Here is a 20,830-nt window from a genome sequence, read left to right as displayed (position 1 = left end):
ATGGAAAAAGCAATTCAAGTGAAAGGTCTGCGAAAATCTTTCAAGGACACAGAAGTCCTAAAGGGTGTAGATTTTGAAGTGAGGAAAGGTGAAATTTTCGCCTTGCTTGGCTCCAACGGCGCTGGCAAGACGACGATTGTCAGAATCCTCACCACGTTGCTCAAACAGGGCGGAGGCACCGCCGTCGTAAACGGATTTGACGTCGCGTCAAAACCCGAGAATGTGCGGCATGCGATCAGTCTGACTGGGCAATTTGCCGCGGTTGACGAGATTTTGACCGGGCGGGAGAATCTAATTTTGATCGCCAAGCTGCGGCACCTTAAAAATCCGCGTCAGGTTGCGGATAACATGCTTAAACGCTTCGGCCTGACAGACGCCGCGGACCGCAAGGCATCTACTTATTCGGGGGGGATGCGCCGTAGGCTCGACATCGCCTTGAGCCTTGTGGGGAATCCGCAGATCATTTTCCTCGACGAGCCAACTACGGGGCTTGACCCCGAGGCTCGCATCGAGGTTTGGAAGACCGTCAAGGAACTTGCAGATGGCGGCACGACGATATTTCTAACCACTCAGTATCTGGATGAGGCTGAGCAACTTGCCGACCGAATCGCCATTCTTCACGAAGGTAGGATTATCGCCAATGGCACGCTCTCGGAACTGAAAAAGCTGTTCCCGCAAGCGAAGGTAGAGTATGTGGAAAAACAGCCGTCGTTAGAGGAGATTTTCCTCGCAATCGTCGGCAAGAAGGAGGCAATGTAAATGGAGACGGTAAAGAATCACTTTTTTAGCGATATGGGCGTGATGCTTGGGCGCTCCATGCGCCATATTTTCCGCAGCATGGACACCATCATCACGGTCTGCATCACTCCGATTGCGATGATGCTGCTGTTCGTCTATGTGTTTGGCGGCGCTATCCAAACCGGTACGGATAACTATGTGAACTACCTGTTGCCCGGCATTCTGCTGATTGCGATTGCAAGCGGTATATCCTATACGGCTTACCGCCTGTTTATGGATAAGCAACGGGGCATTATTGAGCGGTTCTACTCCATGCCGATTGCGCGTTCTGCTGTGCTGTGGGGGCATGTGCTGACCTCGGTGGTATCCAATGTCATTTCTCTTGTCGTTATCATTCTCGTAGCGCTCATTATGGGCTTTCGCTCGTCGGCAGGGGTCCTGCCATGGCTCGCCGTAGCCGGTATACTCGTTCTGTTTACGCTTGCTTTGACTTGGGTCGCAGCGATCGCCGGATTGTCCGCAAAATCGGTGGAAGGTGCAAGCGCATTTTCCTATCCGCTTATCTTCCTGCCATTTATCAGCTCGGCCTTTGTGCCGACCGATTCGATGCCGAAGGTAGTTCGCGCTTTTGCCGAAAACCAGCCGGTGACCTCTATCGTAGAAACCATCCGTGCATTATTGTCAAATCAACCGGTAGGCAATGATATCTGGATCGCTCTTGCGTGGTGCATCGGAATTATGCTCGTAGCTTATATCTTTGCGATGCGAGTGTACAAACGGAAAGCAGCTTAATGTTTACAAGTATTAAATTATGGGCGATCTTTAAATTGGATCGTCCATAATTGTTACTATGCATGCTGAAAAGTTACGGAAGTATTTTACCAACCATTCTACATGCTCATTATCACTAAACCAAATATAATAAACAAAGCTCCTGCTGGCTTGTGCTTGCAAAGGCTTTTTCTATTTACAGGCAGAACAATATTATATGAAATAATCTATCTCAATATTTACGGTTATGTCCTTATCTATGTCCATAAAGGAGTGGTTAATTAATGGCATTAAAGGCTTATCTAATAGAGCAAATCAGGAAAGATATTAGAAGAGATATAACTTTGCCTACACCAGAAACGGTTATTTATTCACTGGGGATCTGCTTTACGATAATACGGGGATAATGGTCTCATTAAGTTTGGAACTGGAATTATTAAATTCAAAGGTTTTAGCTTTCAGTTCTAATTCTATTGTTGGAGGCAATCTATGAATAGTCCGGGAGAGTTACAAGATATGAGAGATAATTAGGAAAAGATTCCTGTGAAAAAAAAGATGATGCCCATGACTAATGCTATTACTCCACCTCGGAGACCAATGAATCGCTATTCTAAACAATACTAACGGTAGCGAGAAATCAGTTTTCGGCACTGATTAATTGCACGAAATACTAAGGGAGATAAACTATGGACAAAATTCATTTCGGGGGAGCCTGGAAGAGACAACTTGTACGAGGGTACGCAGGGGTTTCAAGGGTATTTGGTCAATATCGGCAACACTGAGGCATTGGTTAAGGACACCGATGAGTATTTTTAAAATAGTCATTCGAATCATCTCCTTCATTTATATAACGCGAGGAATTACAAATAGTTAGAAATAGGCACAGGCAGGGCACGTGAATTGGGGAAGTTTTGGAAGGAGGAAGCACATGATTTTTACGCTAGCGTATACGATCATCATGATGTTCTATATCGGTATTATGATTTATCGCATGATTAAAAAGACATTTTCTAACTTCTTACGAGAAGAGATTGGATTTGTCATGTTTTTTTTAATATTAAGTTTCCCTCTAGAAGTTTCAGGAGTATTAAAAGCGATATATATTCCTATCGTCTTGTTGGTTTTTCTATTCGGTTATATCCGGAAATAAAGCCTGTTTCGCAACTCTATGTGTTCTTTCAAGTTCCGTATTTGTGCATATCTGACACCCACTTTAGTTAAGAATTAACTTCATTGGATATAGGTTTTAAAATCGATCTTTTTGGCTTGGTACAAGTTATCCTTGAATTTATACGTAATGACTATAATCCCTGCACTTCCGCCTCCAGGTTCAATTCCGTATTTTTCTATATTAACAAGTGTTCTTTTTTTACCTATAGTGATTTCTGCTTCCGACGATGTTAATTTAGTTTTCACATTCTTCATGGCTATAACGATTGGATCATCTACATAGCTTTCATATATGAATTTATTAATATTAGAGCGGTCCACGTTAAATACATGAACTTCTCTTTCGGAAACTCCTGTTCCTGAGCCAGTTGTAAGAATAATAATGATTTCTTTGGCACCATCTTGATTAATGTCTGAATAAAAAAGTTTGAGATCACGATTACTTGCGCTTTTCCAATCCAGGAATTTTCTCATCACATTATTAATTCTTAGTAGTATCCTTTTGATTCAGAGGCATAGAGGGAAGCATCTGCTTCAGGTAAGGTAGCCACAAGTATTGAGAGAGGTACTTTTTCTGTGATAATCACTTCACTTTTTTTAGAGTCCCATTTCGCATCAAATCCAAGTGCCTCAGCAATTGCTTTTACTGGAGCCATGATTTTTCCATTGACTACTTGAGGGGATACATCCAATGGAATTTCAGACTCGTGAAAGAGAGTTTTAATAGAATGATCTGCAGACGTAATACTTGAAATTAATAAAAGTGTTAAAACCGTTGGAACAATCATTAGCCATCGTTTACGCATGCTAAATTCCTCCTGAAGTATACACCAACGATCCAAAGTAGCTAATAACGATATGCTTGGCGAAATTTATTATTATACGTTCTATAATGAGCCAAAGAATGTATTACCTATTCATGGGATTAATGTTTCAGTGTTAATGTAGAAATGAAGTTAATGATTGCAGCGTAAAAAGGAAAGATGATCACCATTCCAATGATAAGCAAACCTAACCCGGGAAGCGGTTCCTCAAGTTGCAATTCATCGTATTCGCTGGATTTTTCGGTATTTGCAACAATATGAAATGAATGCTGCTATTCATGGGAATTCATTTTGAATCCAGTCAGTGATTTAAGCGAAGCCTTAGAATTACCTAATGGTTTACGCGGGGGTTCTTGTTGTCCTTGAGTCCGGTTTAAAAGTTCCCTTAGATAATAATTGTTCTCTTCCAGATATTCCAGCATCATACTGAACGCTATAAATAATACTCCAGATATGGCCCCACCGACCCAACATGTGAAGGCTGCTAACCAATTAACTTGTATACCAATGATAAAACCGATGATGATGCCGCCGATGATCGATATCCATCCAAGGGTACTCAATATTTTGATCAAAACCCAATCCCTCCATTTGATTAATCCGTGTTTTAGTTTACCAGAATTGGGAAAAGGTATCTATAAAATCATGAGTTGTTCGGATTTATTGTTTTTTTTATTACCAATCCGCCCTTACCTTCTTCCGGAATTTCCATAAGATATGATGTGTTTCAAAACAAAGGAGGGTGCAAACATGAGTGAAGTAGTTGGAGGAGTAGGCGCAGGATACGGTTTTGGTGGTGGAGGTATCGGAGCAATCCTGGTACTGTTCATTTTGCTGGTAATCATCTCCAAAGCATTTATTTTCTAAGATAATTTATTGAAACTAGCCTCTGCCGGCTTTATGTCGGTAGGGGCAGTTATGTTTTAGAGCATGAAAAAAAAGAACCGGCACACAATCTTAGTGGCCAGATCTGTTATTTTTGCGTAACCGCTCGCTTTACCGTCCAGTAGGGAATGGTGATCGTTTGATTTTCGCTGGTTACCAGCTTAAATGTACCGGAGTCATTTTCTTGGCAGATCCCCTGATAAAATTCACCGCTAACCAGATGAACAGTGGTATCTGACTGATTTTCAAAGGCTTTCTGAAAGCTATGGTTTGTCATACTGTATTTCTCCTAACTTGTGCAATTCTGGAAAGTCAAATAGTTATTAAACCAAATCATCTGCTTGTAAACATGACTTTGCAAAAAGATCGGTCCGAGAAAATCCATAAATTATGTTATTATTGACTTAATAACGTTTAAATAAAAAACTTCTTATCCATTAGAAATTCAAAATGTGGAGGAACTAAACCATGGAGGATAACGGTGGGCAGATTCAGGAATTAGAAAAGCGTATTGCTGAATTGGAAAACCACATTAGAAAATCGGAAAAAAGGTCGAAGGGCAGCCGTCTTTTTGGGTATATTGTCGGCGGGGCCATTATACTGTTGATTTTGCTGTTCGCTATACAGTTTGTAGGCTGAAAAATTTTCAATCAAAAATTCAGCTAACTTATTTAAAATTACATATAACAGCGAATTGATCTCCCTTATTAGGGGGATTTTTTTATGACATGCTGTGGAATCTATAGAAATCAAACCTAAAACCTGAATTTCACACCTCCCTATTATCGGCATTTCCCTGCATAATGAGTTCATACCAAATAAAAAGGGGATTAAACGATGGCGAAGATGTCGAAATTGTTAAGCCTGGTGATGACGGGCACACTGGCGCTCAGCCTTACAGCATGCGGCGGTGGCAGCAAGACCGATGAAGGAAGCACTTCTTCCAATGCTTCGGGAACATCCAGTAATACCACGGAAACGGTGAAGGAAAAGAACGTTACGATTACCTTCCAAAATATCTACCCGGATCCAACCGATCCGAAGAACAAGCTGATGAACAAGCTGGTGAAGCAGTACGAAACGGATCATCCGAATATCAAAATCGAGCTGGATTCACTGAACACGGACCAGCAAAAGCTGAAGCTCAAGACGCAAGCAGCTTCTAAAGAAGTTCCGGATATTACAGTGGTGAACCCGGCCGCTCAAATGCAGCCTTTCGTTGATGCGAAGCTCCTTGCACCGCTAAATGATATGCTCGACCAAAACGGATTGAAAGACACATTCCAGGATGGACTTTTAGACTGGTACAGCTTTGACGGTAATACATACGCTCTGCCTGACGGCAATAACATAGGCGTAGTGTACTACAACAAAGAGCTGTTTGATAAAGCTGGCGTGAAAGTTCCAACGACGTTCGAGGAAATGCTGGAAGTCGTGAAAACTTTGAAATCCCAAAAGATTCAACCGATGGCAATCGGTGAGAAGGACAGCTGGACCGGTTCGTTCCTGTTCATGAACATGCTGCTCCGCACAAACAACGGTCCTGGATTCTTGAAGGATGTTGTGGATAAAAAGAAAACGTTTGATGATCCTGCCTTCAAAGAAGCTGTAGATGCATTCGAAAACCTGGTTCAAGCCGGAGCCTTCCAAGACGGGGCAACTTCCTTTGACTACAATGCTGGCGAGAACCTGTTCAAGACAGGTAAAGCAGCGATGTACTACATGGGAACTTGGGCAACAGGCGGAATTGAAACTTCTTCTGTAAACGGTAAGGTTGGCGTATTCAAATTCCCTACCATTAATGGCAAGGGGAATCCGGATGAATTTATGCTCGCACCTGGATCCGCATTTGCGATTTCGGCAGACAGCAAGCACCTGGATGAAACTAAAGCATTCCTGAACTGGTTCATGATTAACTTCCCGAAGGAAGCGTTTGAAGCCAAAGGAGCAGTCGGTATCGGACAGAAAGTAGACGGCGACTTTAAAGCAGCCGGATATTCTGATATGGCCATGGATGTTCTGGGACTTTTCAAAGACGTGAAGGGTGGAGACCTGGCATTCGATAACACGATGAACCCGGGCACAGCACAAGTCCACTTGACCAGCATCCAGAATCTTTTCGCACAGAAAAAGGATGCAGCTGAAGTTGCGAAGGAACATCAAGCCGCATTCGAGGCAAACAACAAATAAGCATGACCGTGGAGAAGGGAACGCGTGCGGAATAACAGCATGACGTTCCCTTCAATTCCATGATGAACCAGCCAGAGAAGGAGGGGGTTAGTTGTGAACGTGCTGAAGGTCTCCCGCCTGACGATTGCCGCGTTTGTACTGCCTTGCTTAATCATTTATGTAGGAATCGTATTTGTGCCGATTATCGTATCCATGTACAGCGGTTTGCTGGATTGGAACGGCATAGGAGAGTCCAAGTTTATCGGACTAGAGAATTTTAGAAATCTGTTTTTTCATGATCCTGTTTTTTGGCCTTCTGTACGCAGGACGCTGATGTTTGCGGTCTTTTCCATGGCGGAGATTCCAGTAGCGCTGCTCGTGGCGATTTTACTGAAAAGATATGTACGCCGGCCAAACTTTCTGGTTTCAAGCTATTTTCTACCGGTTATTCTATCGGTTGTTGTCGTTGGACAGCTGTGGAAAACCATTTACAATCCTGCGTCCATGGGCGGCATGCTGAATCAGGTGCTTACTACGATCGGGTTGGAATCCTGGACCCACTCATGGTTGACTGAACCTTCGGTTGCCATGTATTCACTGTACTTTGTGGCATTGTGGCAGTATCTGGGTTACCACACGCTGATACAGTACACGGGAATTCTGAATGTACCGGAGGAAATTTACGAGGCAGCAAGAATCGATGGTGCCGAAGGTTTTACTGCGGACCGATATATCACGTTTCCGAATATCATTCCAATTTTTAAAATATCGATCGTGCTTGCGTTTATCGGATCGCTTCAAGCTTTCGACATGGTCATGGTTATGACAGGCGGAGGTCCGGCTCATGCCACGGATGTGATATCGACGCATATGTACAACATGTCGTTCCTGTCCATGAAATATGGGTACGGCAGTTCGATTGCGGCCTTCCTGGTCATACTCTGCCTAGCAGCTACGTTCCTGATTAACCTGATATTTAACAAACTGGAGAAACGATTCTCGTAAAGGAGGAAAATCGCCATGAATACAAGCTCTGTCGTATCGCTTAATCAGCAGACGGCAACAACCAGACGCGGACGGTTTTCTATTGCGAAGACAATCGTGATTCTGTTCTTGTCACTGCTCGTCGTGACCCAGGTTTATCCACTGCTGTGGCTGGTTCTATATTCACTGAAAACCAATGAAGAAATTTTATCAGGCAGCTTTTTTGCCCTGCCGCATTCCTTCCAGTGGAGTAATTACAGCGCCGCCCTCGAAGGGAATTACGTTCGGTATCTCTTAAACAGTCTGTTCGTTACTTCAGTGACGATGGCTACGGTTATTTTGCTAAGCTCCTTATGTGCGTTTGCGATCAGCCGCTTCCGCTGGAAGTATGGTCAAGTGGTCATGCTGCTGTTTCTCGTCGGTATGATGATTCCAATGCAGGCCACGCTGCTGCCGCTGATGATTATTTTTAAGAACATCCATGTGCTGAATACGCATTTGTCGCTGATCCTGCCTTATGTCGCGTTTGCGATGCCAATCGCAGTATTTATCTTAAGCGGGTTTATGAAGTCCATTCCGCATGAGATTGAAGAGTCGGCAGTCATGGACGGTGCGAACGTCGGACGGATTTTCTGGAGCATTATCCTGCCTGTGTCCGTTCCACCCGTGATGACGGTATGTATTCTGACTTTCATTAACATCTGGAATGAATACATTCTGGCAGCGACATTTATCTCTTCAGAAAAGCTCAAGACCCTACCTTTTGGAGTAAACAGCTTTGTCAGCCAATACTCCGTTAATTATGGTGCGATTGGTGCTTATCTTGTGCTCGGAGCACTTCCGGTCATCATTATTTATTTCCTGCTCGCGGATAAGATTACGCAGGGCATGGTGGCTGGAGCAGTGAAAGGCTAGACTTTCAAAAAAAGATAGTACGAGACAAGCGGAGAGTATGCTAAAATTGACACGAAATGTCGATTTGCCGAAAGGAGAACGTATCGTTTGTGAGACGCTTCCGATCCATACACAACCGCTTGTTCCTGCTATTTCTAGGATGTATGACCGGTATTTTGATCCTCATGAGTGTTTTGTACTATAATCGTACACTCGCCATCATTCATTCCAAAGTCAGTGATATTGCTGAGAAAAATATTTCTCAAACCGCGGGACTGTTCAACCTGATGCTTCAAGGTTACAACAGCCTATCCAAATCACTCAACAGTAATTATGAACTGACACGTTTGCTGCAGGAAACGGCTGCTAATCCTGCGGTTGGGGTCATTAATGAACGAACCATCACCAATATTATTGGAGCAGCCTACTACTCGCGGAGCGAAGTGGTAGGCATTCATATTTTATCGAAGGATGGCAAGGTGTACAGTTACGAAAGGCAGTTTGCAGGTGTTATTGACAATAACTATGCCCAGACCGACTGGTATAAAAAGCTGGGGGAGTCTTCCGGCAACATGGTGTGGCTGGGATTATACCCCGGATCACCCATTAATACGATGCAGCAGCAGGATAAGGTGTTCGTCTTTGGACGGAAACTATATGATTTGACCAACCACAAGGAGATCGGAATTCTCGTCATCGAAACCAACCCGTATCCGATCATGGAAGCGCTCTCTAACGTGAGCATCAGTCCGGGGACAAGGGTCTACATCCTGGGCGAGGATCAAAAGGTTATTGCATCTTCCGGACAAAAAGGAGCGAAGCAACCGCAGCTTGATCAGCTGCCAAAACCTACGGAGGACGAAAATATTGTAGTCGACAGCACCTCGAACCAGTTAATCGTAGCTGCCAACACCTCTTTAGCTGGATGGACCATCTATGGTCTAACGCCTAAAAAAGATATAAGGGCGGAAGTCTATCAGACGACGAAATATCTGATTATCGTAGTGTTGCTGCTCATCATTTTGTCTACGGTGCTCGCATCCATCGTTTCACGCAATATTGCTTCACCGCTAAAGCTGCTGATCCGGGAGATGAAGAAGGTAGAGATGGGGAATTTCAGCGGTTCGGTCAACGTGAATTCTTTTGATGAGATTAATAGTCTTGTATCGTCCTTTAACCGAATGGTGCACCGGATGGATGAACTGATCGAGACGATCAAGATTTCGACGGTCAGTGAAAAGAATGCACAGCTGCAGGCGCTGCAATCCCAGGTGAATCCGCATTTTCTGTATAACACGCTGGATATGATCTATTGGATGCTGGATGAGCAAGAAAATGAGCAGCTGAGCAGGGTTGTGCTTTCGTTATCGCAAATGTTCAGATACAGCAGCAATTGGGAGGAAGCATCAAGGACGACATTAAGGCGTGAGCTGGAGCAAATCCGTCATTATCTCACGATCATTGAGATGAGGCTCGGTGGAAGACTCCGGACGGAGATTGAAGCGGATGAAGCTTGGATGGATGTTGTACTACCTAAAATGACCATTCAGCCGATTATTGAAAATGCTGTTAAATACGGCCTGGAGCCGCAGGGCAGCCTCGGATATCTGAGAGTGACTACGGAAGCACATGAAAACAAGCTGCATATCAGGATCGAAGATAACGGCGCTGGCATGGATGAGCAGACACTGGAGAGAGTGAGAGAGACGCTCACGCACAGACAATCAGGAATATCAAACGAGGAAAAGTCCGGACCAAGACGCGGTATCGGGCTCCGGAATGTCCATGACCGCCTCGTTATGATGTTCGGTGAAGCCTACGGCCTGCAGATCGAAAGTACACGTAAACAAGGTACGATGGTTGAAATCACCATTCCTATACCATCAAAGGGGGAGAACGAAGATGAACATATTGATCGTGGATGATGAGAATGTAATCCGGGAAGGGATCAAACGGACGATCCGCAAAGCTTTTCCTGAGCATGATGTACAATTGGCAGCAAATCCGGATGAAGCGGTCATGATTCTGAGAAGCGGTCATATCGATGTTGTGCTGACAGATATTTTGATGCCGGGCATGACTGGACTTGAATTCATGAAGCTGTCAAGAAGCAGCCATCCACATATCAAATGGGTCATTATCTCCGCCTATTCGGAATTTGCTTATGCTAAGGAAGCGGTGAGGCTCGGAGCCAAGGATTATTTGCTAAAGCCTATTGGCAAGGATTTACTGGTTTCCATGATTGCGCAGCTTGTTGAGGAAGTAGAACGGGAAGCTGAACTGGAACAAGAGGCCAAGATGCTTCGAAGTAATCTTAAATTTTTGCGGGAAGCTGTATTTCAGCGATGGGCAATGGGGCTGGACATCGGGAATATGGATATTGCCCCTTTCGTGGAGCGGCATCCGCAGTTTCAATTGGCTCTAATCAAAATGGAAAGTGACAATGCGGTTCATCTGGAGCATTACATTGTAGAAAATGTGCTCAACGAGCTGATCGAAAGATATGGTGAAGGGTTCGTCACCAGTTTGGACGGCAAAAGTCTGCTTGGTCTGATCACCGTTGATGAGGGATATGGGATAAAAATTTTAACGGATGAGCTGCGGATGCATCTGAAAAAATATGTGAAGGTTCCATTTCAAATTCAGCTGTCGGATGTGATCAGTGATTTTAATAGTATCCCTGCGATTATACAGAAAATGGGACGCGATTCAGGCACACTGGAATTCGATTACTACGCACCCGGTGGTAACCGGGCGATGGAAGTTGCTGTACAGTATATCCGGGCGAATTATAATACCGATGTGACCCTTGAAAAGGTGGCTTCTGTCGTGTTTTTGAATCCGGCCTATTTCAGTCAGGTATTCAAACAAAAAACGGGCAGCGGATTTAAGGAATATGTAACAGGACTTCGAATGGAAAAAGCAATCCATCTCCTGGATCATACCCAGCTTAAGCTGGTTGATATCGCAGAAAAGATCGGTTACCAGGATGTAAAGCATTTCACACAGGTATTTCGTAAGCGCATGAATGTCACACCGACAGAATACCGGCAGCGTATGGCATCGGAATCCAACATGAGCCGAGCATGTCATTAGAAACAACAAGACAAATCGGATGTGTATTTGATCATTAGAGCTCTGTCATTTCAATGTGGCAGGGCTTTTTTTTGCATATATAACAACAGTTGAATTGATAATAAGACACTTATTGATATATAGGAACAAATGTTCTATAATTGATTTATGAGGTACGTCGAGCGTGATAGAATGGAGGCATTTCGTTTTGAAAAAGGATATATGGAATATCGCCGAACGGATGAGGGAGAGCAATGTACCCGGACTAAGCATGGCTTTTATCAGTGAAGGGAAACTGAGCCGTCATGAATGTTGGGGAGAGGTGGAAGCGGGAAGCGGGGATCCTATTCAATCTAATACGCTGTTTAACGCTTGCTCCATCAGTAAATTTGCTGCGAGTATACTCGCACTTCAGTTGGTTGAGGAGGGGCTTTTGAGTCTGGATGAAGATGTGAGCAAGTTCTTGATTTCATGGGATATCCCTGAACATCCAAGTTTTAATTCACGAACGGTTACTCTTCGCAGACTCCTCTGTCATCAGGCGGGGTTCGCTGACCCCCAAGGAGGCTTTGGTCAATATATCAGCGAATACGGTTCTCCTGACATGGCTAAGCTGCTTCGAGGTATGACTTACTACTGCCAACAGCCGATTGAATTGATGGCAGAGCCGGGCAGTCAATTTATTTACTCGGATACGGGTTTTTGTATTATCCAGCTGATGATCGAGGATGTGACAGGGGAGTCCTTTGATAAGCTTCTTCGAGAAAAGATATTTGAGCCGTTACATATGAACAACAGTATCATCGTTACATCCCAATCGGGGATCCGGATGGGTTCAGCGGTTGGACATAACAAGCATGGAGTACGTCTGAAGGAATCTCATCCCATATACCCATATCCGGCAGCAGCCGGATTGTGGTCAACATCTGCGGATCTGGCCTTGTTAGTTGTGGAACTCCTTTCTTCACTTCAGGGAAATAGCAGGCTTGGCATCTCTGCGGAAACTGCTGGCGAAATGATCAAACCCCAAGGCTGTTTCAAGTGGTCGGGTCTTGGTGTATTCCTTGAATCCCCTGATGGTGAACTCGAAGTTTCATCTCTTGGCTGGGGAGCAGGATTTCAGTGTATGCTGATTACTTATCCGAAGACAGGCACAGGAGCGGTCTTGATGATGAACGCAGATCCGGGAGTGCATCAGACCCAAAGCCTGCTTGGACATCTAGCAAGTTTGTGGCAGCAAGGGCAGCTAATTTGAGAGTAATAAAAAGCCCTTGTTCTCTTCGCAAGAACAAGGGCTTGTACATATGAACAGCATAAATTACTTCATTAATGAATATCCCGGAACAACCCGACAACCTTGCCAAGGATCGTCACATGATTCAGCCTTAGCGGCGTATAGGACGGATTCTCTGGCTGTAGACGAATGTGATCCTTCTCTTTATAGAAAGTCTTGACTGTAGCTTCATCCTCGTCGGTCATCGCAACGACAATGTCTCCGTTATCAGCGGTCTGCTGCTGACGTACAATGACATAGTCCCCATTATGGATGCCTGCCTCGATCATACTATCTCCCATTACTGAAAGCATGAATACTTTCTCATCCCCTACAAAATGCTGGGGAAGAGGGAAATAATCCTCAATATTCTCTGTTGCGGTAATAGGCACACCGGCTGTAACCTTACCAACTACAGGAACTCTTGCAATCGTATGTGTGAACAGGTTACTGCTCTCGGACTCTTCCTGACCCAGAATCTCAATGGCGCGAGGTTTCGTAGGGTCTCTACGGATTAAGCCCTTCTTCTCAAGTCTGTCCAGATGACCATGAACAGTTGAGCTCGAAGCCAGTCCTACGGCTTCACCGATCTCACGAACGGAAGGCGGATAACCCTTGGCCCGGACTTCATTTCTGATAAATTCCAATATCGCTTGCTGCCGGCTAGATATCTTCGACATTCCCCATCAACCCCATTAGTAACGTTTGGTAAAATTATAACATAGAACTACCGTTCGTACAAACACAAGTTCTAAAATCAGGAATTTCAAATTCGATACCATTTCTCCATATCTAAAATATTAATCAGTGAAAGGATTTCTATCTAAATACTACAGTTTCAAGGCAGCAATTTGGATATAAGTAATATTTAAATAAATAGGAACAATAGTTCTGGGAACAATCGTTCGAAAAAAGTATTGAACAAAACATGTGTTCGTGTTATATTGGTTTCATACAAGAACAAATGTTTGGAGGAATCCTATTATGTTAAGACACACTACATATCAGAGTATTTATAATAATGACTTTATTGAAACTGCAAGCAGCGGTTTGAAGACTACGGAACGTTATCAAGCATTACAAGCCATGTTCACACGCCGTCTGCTTTTCAAGCTTTTGTTGGCGGCTGTAATTATTATCGCTGGTTGTACAGGCATGGTAAGAGTATTTGCTGGTTCTTCTCAAGATGAGATACCGCTGGAGCAGGTGGTTGTTTCCCAGGGAGATACACTTTGGGGAATCGCTGTGGAATACAAACCGAAGGACATGGATACACGCGCTTTTATTCGTGTTATTAAGGAAACGAACCATTTAAAGTCCAGTGGAATTGAAGCCGGAGATGTCCTATCTCTTCCTTTATATTAATAGTTTTTATACCAGAAGAGCTTGGAAAGGTTCATACCTTGACAAGCTCTTTTTCTCATGGCAAAGTTAGGTATGAATTGAATAATGGAGGAGTAGTGTATGGATATCGACAGCTTAGTTGAGCGGATTAACGAGCTTGCCCGTAAGCAGAAGGAAACGGGTCTGACAAAGGAAGAAACAGAGGAGCGTGCTAAACTGCGCGAACAATACCTCCAGAACGTCCGCCGCAATTTTAAGTCCCAATTGGAATCCATCGAATGGGTCGAGGACCAGCAGGACGGTAAGCGCAAGTAAAATACATGACAAGATGGTTAAGGGGGAACAACTATGTCCCGTTCCTGGGAAAGAATGGTTCAGAAAAACACATCTCAATTAAACAAGCAGCGCAAGAAGGATGGAAAACCTTCAATCTATGCTTCGAAAGGATCTGCAACAGCGGATATTTTCAGAGGCCGGAATTTCGTTCTTCCCGTAACATTAGTTGCACTGGCCGCTATATATGTGCTTCTGGGTATGGCTAGTCAGCAGCAGGCGATGAGCACTTCATTAACTTGGATTGTGGTCGGACTGTATATTTTACTTGCGGTGGTTATTTTTCTGCGGAGACCGTTTCTCAAGGTGGATAAAAATTCAATTTCTACGATTAAATTCAACAGAGATCGCCGTCTCACGGCTGACCAAATCGCTAGCATTAAAGTTGGTTCCGGTTCGGTGGTTATTGAACTTAAAGGTGCAAAGGGCAAGAAAGGAAAAGTAAGTAAAGGCGGCAACTGGGTTTTCACCCGATTGATCAATCGTTATGATACCGCAGCCATGGGTGAACGTTTGGAGCGTTTCGCTAATACTTTTGAAATTCCATTTGAAAAATAATAGATAAAACACGGGAGAGGGATGGATAAGATGGGAGCAACCGCTGTATTTTTTGATTTGGACGATACGCTGCTCTGGGATGAGCGGAGCGTGGAGGAATCTTTTCGGGCGACCTGCGACACGGCTGCTGCGAAAACGGGGATTGATTCGCGAGCGTTAGAAGAGGCTGTCCGCAAAGAGGCCAGAGCTTTGTACGAAACTTACGATACTTACGCTTTTACTGCCATGATCGGAATCAATCCTTTTGAAGCACTATGGGGTAAATTTACAGCGGGTGAACAACCTGAATTCCGCCGGATGGAGCAGATCGTCCCTGGTTATCAAAAAGAAGCATGGCAGCGCGCACTTCGTGCAATGGGTGTGGAGGATGAGCAATTGGCTCTGCAGCTGGCAGAACAGTTTGGAGCAGAAAGACGTGCTCGTCCGCATGTGTATGAAGAAACCTTTCAGGTGCTTGATGAGTTAAAAGGACGTTATAAACTCCTGCTTCTGACGAATGGATGTCCTGGACTGCAGCAGGAAAAGCTGGATGGCGTACCTGCACTGGCTCCCTATTTTGATGAAATCGTTATTTCGGGAAGCTTTGGCAAAGGCAAACCGGATACAAGCATTTTTGAACATGCCCTTTCCCGTTTAAACATCAAGCCTGAGGAAGCCGTGATGGTAGGCGACAAGCTCTCCACGGATATGAAGGGCGGACTTGCCGCTGGATTAAACACGGTTTGGATCAACCGTAACGGGAAGCCCTACCACTCTAATATTCAGCCAGATCATGTGATTAAGCATTTGTCAGAGCTTCATGGTATTTTGGAAACTTTATAATGCTGTGCTGTAAGCTTTAATCAAAAAGTCTGCTTTGGTGATGCATGATTTACTGCGCCGAAACAGACTTTTTTGGTATAAAAAAGATGCTTGTGTCAATGACGTGTTTTATGAGAGATATTTGTCACCAAATTGTGAACAGGCTTGCGTTTTGAAAGAGTTAAAAGTATGTATAATAATTAAGGCGCGGTATACCTAAGCGTACATAACGAAGTAAATTGATTTAAGGAGTGACAGATATGAAGAACAGAATATGGTTAACGGGAGTTATTTTACTTGTTATTCTGGCGTTGGCAGGTTGCGGCAGCAAGAGTGAACATGATGGGATGAATATGGATGAAGGCATGATGGAGCCGCTGACTGTAGATTTAAGCTGGACACCGGAACAGGTAAAGGTAGGGCAAAAGGTATCCATTGAAGTAAATGTGGCACAAAAGGATAAAAAGGTCGATAAAGCGGATGAAGTGATGATTGAAATTACGAAAGAGGGAGACAGCAGCAACCATGAAAAGGTGCCGGCTGAAAATGCAGGTGCGGGAAAATATGTACTTGAGAAGACATTTGATAGTGATGGAACCTACAGCATTACTTCTCATGTAACCTATGGCCCACAGCATACGATGCCTACCAAAAAGCTGACTGTTAGCAAGTGATTAAAGTTTTTGATATGGACAAAAATAAAAGAACCTGGCTTTGTTCACAAAGTGCAGGTTCTTTTTCTTATGAAATAAATGAAATTAACAATTCATACGATTAATTAATTACGCTTTTTGGAAGCTAGGATCCTCAACAGGATAAGCAACCCAGCCATTCTTTTCAATGAAGAGACGGACGGCAATAATTTTACGGTTATCCATCAATGTAAAGAAGTGGTTGGTGTTCTCGGGTACAGAAATAACGTCACCAGCCTCGAGCTCCACATTAAAGTATCCAAGATCATCACTGCCCTTAATGACAAAAATTCCTTTACCACCAACAATTGCTCGGATTTCATCTTCCGTATGGGTGTGAACCTCTTCGAATTTGTTAAGCAAATCCTCAAGGTTTGGAGTCGAATCAGACAAAGTAATAACATCCCAAATTTGATAACCACGGCGTGCAGTCAGGTCGCGGATTTCTTCATCATATGTGCTCAAAATTTCATTTTTTTGCTCATCATTTAATTGAAAGTTAGTTTGAAGCTCGATAGGAAGCTTGGAGGCATCCCATTTTTCATATAGTACATTTTGATTGTTTAAGAATTCACGAACATTATCGTCACCAGAGATTCTTTCGTTCGTATTGCGGATCACGATTTCAGCCATTAGCTTACCCCTCTTTTCCACTTGGTTTAATTCATATTATAACGAAGCAGTCTTTCTTTGTCGATGGCATCTTCCTTCTTAACATGGGGGATGACTGCGTTTCTGACACTTTTCTAATATAAAGGATTCTGTTAAACTAAGAGCTAACGTTTTGCAGGGGGGAAATTACATGGACAGACCGGGCTTGCAGGAAATAATGAAAGAACGAATATTAATACTTGATGGTGCCATGGGAACCATGATACAGCAGGTTGAGCTCGGTCCCGAGGATTTTGGAGGAGAAGAACTCGAAGGCTGTAATGAAATGCTGGTTCTAACACGTCCGGATGTCATTGAAGAGATTCATGAACAGTATCTGGAAGCGGGAGCCGATTTGATTGAAACTAATACCTTCGGTGCAACTTCCGTTGTACTTGCGGAATACGATATACCTGAAAAATCTAGAGAAATTAACCTGAAGTCTGCCGAAATTGCCCGCCGGGCCGCTGATAAATTCAGCACACCGGACAAGCCAAGATATGTTATCGGAGCGATGGGGCCAACAACAAAGACACTTTCCGTAACCGGAGGCGTAACATTTGAAGAACTGATAACCAGTTATGAGGAGCAGGCTCTTGCTTTAATTGAAGGCCGCGTTGATGCACTGCTATTGGAGACGAGCCAGGATACACTGAACGTAAAAGCGGGAAGCATCGGGATCCGCCGGGCTTTTGATAACAGCGGTGTCACCTTGCCAGTCATGATATCCGGTACGATTGAACCGATGGGTACAACACTCGCCGGACAAAATATTGAAGCTTTTTATATTTCGCTTGAGCATTTGAGTCCGGTATCGGTTGGTTTGAACTGCGCCACGGGACCCGAATTTATGCGGGATCATATCCGCTCCTTGTCAGCCATGGCAAAAACGGCAGTCAGCTGTTATCCGAATGCCGGACTCCCGGATGAAAACGGGAATTATCATGAATCTCCGGAGTCTCTTGCGCGTAAAATGGAAGACTTTGCGAAGCAGGGCTGGTTGAATATTGCCGGGGGATGCTGTGGTACGACCCCGGATCATATCCGCGCCTTGTCTGATACCATGAGCCAATATAGCCCGCGACCAATGGAAGGCAACCATTCTCCCGCGATTTCAGGAATTGATCCGGTCTATATCGAATCCGATAACCGGCCTTATATGGTGGGTGAACGGACCAATGTACTTGGTTCGCGGAAATTCAAACGCCTTATTGTTGAAGGCAAATATGAAGAAGCCTCGGAAATAGCCCGTGCACAGGTGAAGAATGGCGCACATGTCATCGATGTTTGCGTACAAGATCCTGACCGTGATGAAACGGAAGACATGAAGCTGTTCCTGGAGCTGGTCGCTAAAAAGGTCAAAGTGCCGCTCATGATCGATACTACAGACGCAGACGTTATTGATCTTGCATTGCAATATTCGCAAGGGAAATCGATCATTAACTCCATTAATCTTGAAGATGGTGAAGAAAAATTCGAGCGGGTGACCCCGTTAATCCATAAATATGGAGCAGCTGTCGTTGTCGGCACCATTGATGAGACCGGACAAGCGATTCATCGGGACGATAAGCTGAAAGTAGCTTTGCGCTCCCATGACCTTCTCGTGAACAAATACAAATTGCAAGCGGAAGATCTGATTTTTGATACACTGGTTTTTCCGGTGGGTACCGGGGATGAACAGTATATCGGTTCTGCAAAGGAAACCATTGAAGGGATTCGACTCATTAAAGAAGCTTTGCCTGAATGTCAGACTATTCTCGGTATCAGCAACGTATCCTTCGGTTTGCCTGAAGCGGGACGAGAGGTGTTGAACTCTGTATTCTTGTATGAATGTACGAAAGCAGGTCTCGATTACGCGATCGTCAATACGGAAAAGCTGGAGCGTTATGCCTCGATTTCGGAGGGAGACCGCAAGCTTGCAGAGGCATTGATTTATGAAACAAATGATGAGACGCTTGCTGCTTTTGTAGCCGCGTTTCGGAACAAAAAGGTGGAGAAGAAGGAAAAGCTATCTAACCTGACCTTGGAGGAACGTTTGGCATCTTATGTGGTGGAGGGTACTAAAGAAGGGCTGCTTCCCGACTTGGAAGCTGCGCTGCAAAAATACGGAGCTTTGGAAATTATCAATGGTCCGTTGATGGCCGGGATGTCCGAGGTTGGGCGCCTGTTTAACAACAACGAGCTGATTGTGGCCGAAGTACTTCAGAGCGCAGAGGTCATGAAGGCTTCCGTGTCGTATCTGGAACAGTTCATGGAAAAAAATGAATCTTCAGTTAAAGGCAAAATGCTTTTGGCAACCGTTAAAGGTGATGTGCATGATATCGGGAAAAATCTGGTGGAGATCATCCTTTCCAATAATGGTTATCAGATCGTCAATCTGGGTATAAAAGTACCACCGGAAACTATTATTGAGGCTTACCGCAAAGAGAAGGCCGACATGATCGGCTTGTCCGGACTTCTGGTTAAGTCTGCCCAGCAGATGGTCGTTACTGCGCAGGATTTGAAAAACGCCGGTGTAGACGTACCCATTATGGTAGGTGGAGCCGCGTTAACTCGTAAATTTACGAAGACCCGTATCCGACCGGAATACCAAGGCATGGTTGTATATGCGAAGGACGCTATGGATGGACTTGATATTGCCAATAAATTGATGGATCCTGTGCAGCGTGAGATGATGCAGACGGAAATGCAGGCTGAGCTTGAGGCACTGGCCGCGGAAGTGGAAAAACCAAGAGCGATGCCGGAGCCGACAAGGGCAGCGAAGTCCAGCGTATCGACGGATGTGCCCGTATTTAGCCCACCGGATATGGAGCGTCATATCATCCGGAATTACCCGATTACACATATCATTCCTTATATGAATATGCAGATGCTTCTGGGGCATCACCTCGGTCTTAAGGGACAGGTTGAGCAGCTTCTTGCCGAAGGCAATAAGAAGGCAGTAGACCTCAAAGCCACGGTTGATAACCTACTGGATCAGGCTGCCACGGAAGGAATCATTCAGGCACATGCGATGTACCGATTCTTCCCGGCACAATCCCGGGGGAATGATGTTGTGATCTATGATCCTGAGGATACATCCAAAGTGCTTCACACCTTCAGCTTCCCGCGTCAGAATGTACCTCCATTTCTTTGTTTGGCGGACTTCTTAAGGTCTGTCGACAGCGGACAGATGGATTACGTTGGGTTTTTGGTTGTGACAGCAGGTGAGGGGATCTCCAAGCTGTCTTCCGAATGGAAAGACAAAGGGGATTATCTCCGTTCACATGCGCTTCAATCGGTTGCACTCGAAACAGCCGAAGCACTAGCTGAGCGTGTGCATCACATCATGCGGGATAGTTGGGGCATTCCGGATCCGGCGGATATGACGATGAAGCAGCGTCATGGAGCACGCTATCAAGGGATCCGCGTTTCATTCGGTTATCCTGCTTGTCCGGATCTTGAGGACCAAGAGCCGCTGTTTAATCTGATGCATCCTGAGGACATCGGCGTTCTGCTCACGGAAGGCTTCATGATGGAGCCGGAAGCATCAGTCTCGGCCATGGTGTTCGCGCATCCGGAAGCTAGGTACTTTAATGTGGATAAGGTGAAATGATACATTGGAGTATTGTATCGAATCATTTATAGGTTAAATGGGAACGGTGCTGCTTGCTAATGACGGAGCAGCC

At 44.6% G+C, this 20,830-nt stretch carries 23 protein-coding genes; 17 read left to right on the top strand and 6 right to left on the bottom strand.

Features of this window, described 5'->3' with window-relative positions:
* From E6W40_RS13750 to E6W40_RS13735, 3 genes are all read left to right on the top strand, one after another.
* Positions 1–759 carry an ABC transporter ATP-binding protein gene (locus E6W40_RS13750; protein ID WP_136605970.1) on the top strand — a complete coding sequence of 253 codons (759 nt, stop codon included), beginning with the start codon at positions 1–3 and terminating at the stop codon, positions 757–759.
* On the top strand, positions 760–1,530 hold the full coding sequence (locus E6W40_RS13745) for an ABC transporter permease (protein WP_136605969.1): 771 nt from the start codon (positions 760–762) through the stop codon (positions 1,528–1,530).
* A 907-nt stretch (positions 1,531–2,437) separates the two neighbouring features.
* Positions 2,438–2,659, top strand: a complete 222-nt coding sequence (locus E6W40_RS13735; protein ID WP_136605968.1) for a hypothetical protein — start codon at positions 2,438–2,440, stop codon at positions 2,657–2,659.
* Between the two features lie 80 nt (positions 2,660–2,739).
* On the opposite strand, the gene E6W40_RS13730 is transcribed toward E6W40_RS13735, so the two are convergent.
* The 3 genes from E6W40_RS13730 to E6W40_RS13720 form a co-directional block, all read right to left on the bottom strand.
* On the bottom strand, positions 2,740–3,156 hold the full coding sequence (locus E6W40_RS13730; RefSeq protein ID WP_168928926.1) for a hypothetical protein: 417 nt from the start codon (positions 3,154–3,156) through the stop codon (positions 2,740–2,742).
* 11 nt (positions 3,157–3,167) lie between these two features.
* A complete protein-coding gene (locus tag E6W40_RS13725) occupies positions 3,168–3,485 on the bottom strand; it encodes a stalk domain-containing protein (protein ID WP_136605966.1) in 318 nt (105 codons plus the stop codon).
* A 290-nt stretch (positions 3,486–3,775) separates the two neighbouring features.
* Positions 3,776–4,078, bottom strand: coding sequence for a hypothetical protein (locus E6W40_RS13720; protein WP_136605965.1), 303 nt, complete (start codon positions 4,076–4,078; stop codon positions 3,776–3,778).
* A 175-nt stretch (positions 4,079–4,253) separates the two neighbouring features.
* On the opposite strand from E6W40_RS13720, the gene E6W40_RS13715 reads away from it, so the two are divergent.
* Positions 4,254–4,370 (top strand): dihydroorotate dehydrogenase, encoded by a 117-nt coding sequence (locus tag E6W40_RS13715; RefSeq protein ID WP_136605964.1) that lies wholly within the window; start codon positions 4,254–4,256, stop codon positions 4,368–4,370.
* Between the two features lie 106 nt (positions 4,371–4,476).
* Here E6W40_RS13715 and E6W40_RS13710 read toward each other — a convergent pair whose 3' ends face one another.
* Entirely contained in the window at positions 4,477–4,665 is a 189-nt protein-coding gene (locus E6W40_RS13710) for a hypothetical protein (RefSeq protein ID WP_136605963.1), read from the bottom strand.
* Positions 4,666–4,856: 191 nt separating this feature from the next.
* Between E6W40_RS13710 and E6W40_RS29490 the strand changes: the two genes are divergently transcribed.
* The 7 genes from E6W40_RS29490 (at position 4,857) to E6W40_RS13680 (ending at position 12,765) form a co-directional block, all read left to right on the top strand.
* Positions 4,857–5,027, top strand: a complete 171-nt coding sequence (locus tag E6W40_RS29490; RefSeq protein ID WP_168928925.1) for a hypothetical protein — start codon at positions 4,857–4,859, stop codon at positions 5,025–5,027.
* A 198-nt stretch (positions 5,028–5,225) separates the two neighbouring features.
* Positions 5,226–6,578, top strand: coding sequence for an extracellular solute-binding protein (locus E6W40_RS13705; protein WP_136605962.1), 1,353 nt, complete (start codon positions 5,226–5,228; stop codon positions 6,576–6,578).
* 93 nt (positions 6,579–6,671) lie between these two features.
* The gene (locus E6W40_RS13700; protein WP_136605961.1) at positions 6,672–7,562 is read left to right on the top strand and encodes a carbohydrate ABC transporter permease; all 891 of its coding nucleotides are present in this window, start codon (positions 6,672–6,674) and stop codon (positions 7,560–7,562) included.
* Positions 7,563–7,577: 15 nt separating this feature from the next.
* The gene (locus E6W40_RS13695) at positions 7,578–8,456 is read left to right on the top strand and encodes a carbohydrate ABC transporter permease (RefSeq protein WP_136605960.1); all 879 of its coding nucleotides are present in this window, start codon (positions 7,578–7,580) and stop codon (positions 8,454–8,456) included.
* 89 nt (positions 8,457–8,545) lie between these two features.
* Entirely contained in the window at positions 8,546–10,360 is a 1,815-nt protein-coding gene (locus E6W40_RS13690) for a sensor histidine kinase (protein ID WP_342774696.1), read from the top strand.
* The gene (locus E6W40_RS13685) at positions 10,338–11,531 is read left to right on the top strand and encodes a response regulator transcription factor (protein ID WP_136605958.1); all 1,194 of its coding nucleotides are present in this window, start codon (positions 10,338–10,340) and stop codon (positions 11,529–11,531) included. Before E6W40_RS13690 ends, E6W40_RS13685 begins: the two co-directional genes overlap by 23 nt.
* Positions 11,532–11,718: 187 nt before the next feature.
* Complete coding sequence (locus tag E6W40_RS13680; protein ID WP_246072999.1) at positions 11,719–12,765, top strand: serine hydrolase domain-containing protein; 1,047 nt, start codon at positions 11,719–11,721, stop codon at positions 12,763–12,765.
* A gap of 71 nt (positions 12,766–12,836) precedes the next feature.
* Here E6W40_RS13680 and lexA read toward each other — a convergent pair whose 3' ends face one another.
* Positions 12,837–13,463, bottom strand: coding sequence for a transcriptional repressor LexA (gene lexA / locus E6W40_RS13675; RefSeq protein WP_136605957.1), 627 nt, complete (start codon positions 13,461–13,463; stop codon positions 12,837–12,839).
* A gap of 304 nt (positions 13,464–13,767) precedes the next feature.
* On the opposite strand from lexA, the gene yneA reads away from it, so the two are divergent.
* From yneA to E6W40_RS13650, 5 genes are all read left to right on the top strand, one after another.
* The gene (gene yneA / locus E6W40_RS13670) at positions 13,768–14,148 is read left to right on the top strand and encodes a cell division suppressor protein YneA (protein ID WP_136605956.1); all 381 of its coding nucleotides are present in this window, start codon (positions 13,768–13,770) and stop codon (positions 14,146–14,148) included.
* 99 nt (positions 14,149–14,247) lie between these two features.
* Positions 14,248–14,442, top strand: a complete 195-nt coding sequence (locus E6W40_RS13665; protein ID WP_136605955.1) for a DUF896 domain-containing protein — start codon at positions 14,248–14,250, stop codon at positions 14,440–14,442.
* Positions 14,443–14,475: 33 nt separating this feature from the next.
* Positions 14,476–15,018, top strand: coding sequence for a hypothetical protein (locus tag E6W40_RS13660; RefSeq protein ID WP_136605954.1), 543 nt, complete (start codon positions 14,476–14,478; stop codon positions 15,016–15,018).
* A gap of 30 nt (positions 15,019–15,048) precedes the next feature.
* Positions 15,049–15,840, top strand: coding sequence for an HAD family hydrolase (locus E6W40_RS13655; RefSeq protein ID WP_136606991.1), 792 nt, complete (start codon positions 15,049–15,051; stop codon positions 15,838–15,840).
* A gap of 239 nt (positions 15,841–16,079) precedes the next feature.
* Positions 16,080–16,493 (top strand): FixH family protein, encoded by a 414-nt coding sequence (locus tag E6W40_RS13650; RefSeq protein WP_136605953.1) that lies wholly within the window; start codon positions 16,080–16,082, stop codon positions 16,491–16,493.
* 108 nt (positions 16,494–16,601) lie between these two features.
* Here the strand turns inward: E6W40_RS13650 and E6W40_RS13645 are convergent, their stop codons facing one another.
* The gene (locus E6W40_RS13645) at positions 16,602–17,144 is read right to left on the bottom strand and encodes a 1,2-dihydroxy-3-keto-5-methylthiopentene dioxygenase (protein WP_136605952.1); all 543 of its coding nucleotides are present in this window, start codon (positions 17,142–17,144) and stop codon (positions 16,602–16,604) included.
* A 169-nt stretch (positions 17,145–17,313) separates the two neighbouring features.
* Here E6W40_RS13645 and metH point away from each other — a divergent pair, with 169 nt between their 5' ends.
* Positions 17,314–20,757 carry a methionine synthase gene (gene metH / locus E6W40_RS13640; RefSeq protein ID WP_136605951.1) on the top strand — a complete coding sequence of 1,148 codons (3,444 nt, stop codon included), beginning with the start codon at positions 17,314–17,316 and terminating at the stop codon, positions 20,755–20,757.
* Positions 20,758–20,830 lie beyond the last annotated feature (73 nt).

The sequence above is a fragment of the Paenibacillus dokdonensis genome (genome assembly GCF_004916975.1).
Taxonomy (GTDB): Bacteria; Bacillota; Bacilli; order Paenibacillales; family Paenibacillaceae; genus Paenibacillus_AQ; species Paenibacillus_AQ dokdonensis.
This window is presented reverse-complemented; position numbering and strand designations above follow the sequence as displayed.